At 36.0% G+C, this 1903-nt stretch carries 1 protein-coding gene; it reads left to right on the top strand.

Going from position 1 to position 1903, the window contains the following annotated elements; all coding sequences use genetic code 11:
* Positions 1-105: 105 nt before the first annotated feature.
* Positions 106-1770, top strand: coding sequence for an AarF/ABC1/UbiB kinase family protein (locus KO502_RS06800; RefSeq protein WP_216021803.1), 1665 nt, complete (start codon positions 106-108; stop codon positions 1768-1770).
* Positions 1771-1903 lie beyond the last annotated feature (133 nt).

The raw sequence follows: 1903 nt of genomic DNA, 5'->3' as shown, positions 1-1903 counted from the left end.
CAAGTGGAACGGGTATAAGATATACATTAAACATAAAATCTATAAGTTATCGTAACAGCTGCGCCATTGCGGGTTGTTTTTTATTTATTATTTGTAAGGGTTCCCATGAAGCTCAGTAAATTTAGTCAATTTAAAAATAATACCAGTCGCTTTCATAATATTATCTCTATATTAACTAAATATGGATTAGCTAATTGGATACAAAAAGAAGACCCAAGCTTTTTAAAAAATTTAGTGACTAATGCACAAGGTGATACTTTAGCTGGCTTACCTTTTGAAGAGCGCTTTCGTATGGCGTTAACTGAGTTAGGCACAACGTTTATCAAACTTGGGCAAATATTAAGTACCCGTGCCGACCTTATAGGCCCAGAGTTGGCAACTGAATTAACTAAGTTACAGTCTGATACGCCAATTGATTCACCTGAGCAAGTTACTACAATGATCGAGTCTGAATTGGGTCAGAGTATGAGTGAGCTGTTTTTAGAATTTGATTTTACTCCTGTGGGATCTGCTTCTATAGGTCAAGTGCATAAAGCGGTATTGCAAGATGGCAGTGTCGTTGTAGTAAAAGTACAACATTCTGATATTGAAGATAAAATATTGGCAGACATTGAAATTCTGGCCTTGCTCGCAACCTTATCTGAAAAATACGATAAAGAATTAAGTTTATATCAGCCGAAAAGCTTAATTGAAGATTTTAGTGAAAGTTTATTCAAAGAGCTAGATTACGGCAAAGAATTACGTAATATGGCTTTGTTCTCACAGCAGTTTTTGAATAACCCTAAAGTAAAAATACCTATCACTTACCCAGAGTTTTCCTCAAAACGGGTATTAACCATGGAATGCTTAAATGGCTTTAGTATTGCTGAAGCAGATAAATTAAAAGCCAATGGAGTTAACACCAAAGAAATTGCGGCGCTTGGGGTAAATATTTATCTTGATATGGTATTTCAACATCATATTTTTCATGCTGATCCACATCCGGGCAATATTTGGGTGCTCGACGATGATCGCATTGGCTTACTCGACTTTGGCATGATTGGTCGTATAGATGACAACATACAAGAAGCGCTAGAGTTAATGTTATTAGCGGCCTCAGAGAAAAATAGTGTTGATTTTACTAAACAAGTAATAAGAGTTTGTACGCTACCAGAATCGTTTGATAAAAGTAAATTGCAGCGTGATATTGATGAGTTTTTACATGAATACTTAAGCCAGCCTATGGCTTCGTTGAATATTAGTGAAATTCTAAACACCATGAACACTATTATCCGTAAACATCGATTATTAATGCCCAGTGGTATATCGATGCTAATTCGCGTATTGGTAATGCTAGAAGGCTCATCACAACGCTTAGACCGTGATTTTAGTGTGAATGATGCTATTGAGCCATATACCAAAAAAATGAAACGAGCTCGGTTGTCACCACGTAGGTTTAGTAAAAAACTGGGTAAGTCCTATTTTGTCTGGGAACGTTTATTAACCACTTTACCTGATGACGTGGAAACACTGATCAGTAAAATGCGTAGTGGCAGTTTTGATGTAAACCTAAAGCACCGACATTTAGATGCTGTTGTTAATCGTCTTGTTTACGGTATTTTAAGTGGAGCAATATTTTTAGGTGGCTCAATGATGCTTAGTAGCTCAGTGCCACCATTGATGCACGGCATATCAATACTAGGAGCAGTAATTACTAGTGTGGGCAGTGTCTTGTGTTATAACTTGTTAACAGCCATTAGAAAATCAGGTAGCTTAACCAATACAGAGTAATAATGCACTTAAGAAAATTATCTCTTATTAGTAAATCAAGTATAGGTAACTCAAATACAAAAAATTAAAATGTTAACTCAGAGGGGAATTAACCCATGTAGGTGAACACAATTGAAACTAAAAGGCTCATTAT

Source organism: Colwellia sp. E2M01 (assembly GCF_018860585.1).
Lineage (GTDB): Bacteria > Pseudomonadota > Gammaproteobacteria > Enterobacterales > Alteromonadaceae > Colwellia.
Note: the sequence above shows the minus strand (reverse complement) of the source record. Positions and strands in the feature narration are given on the sequence as shown.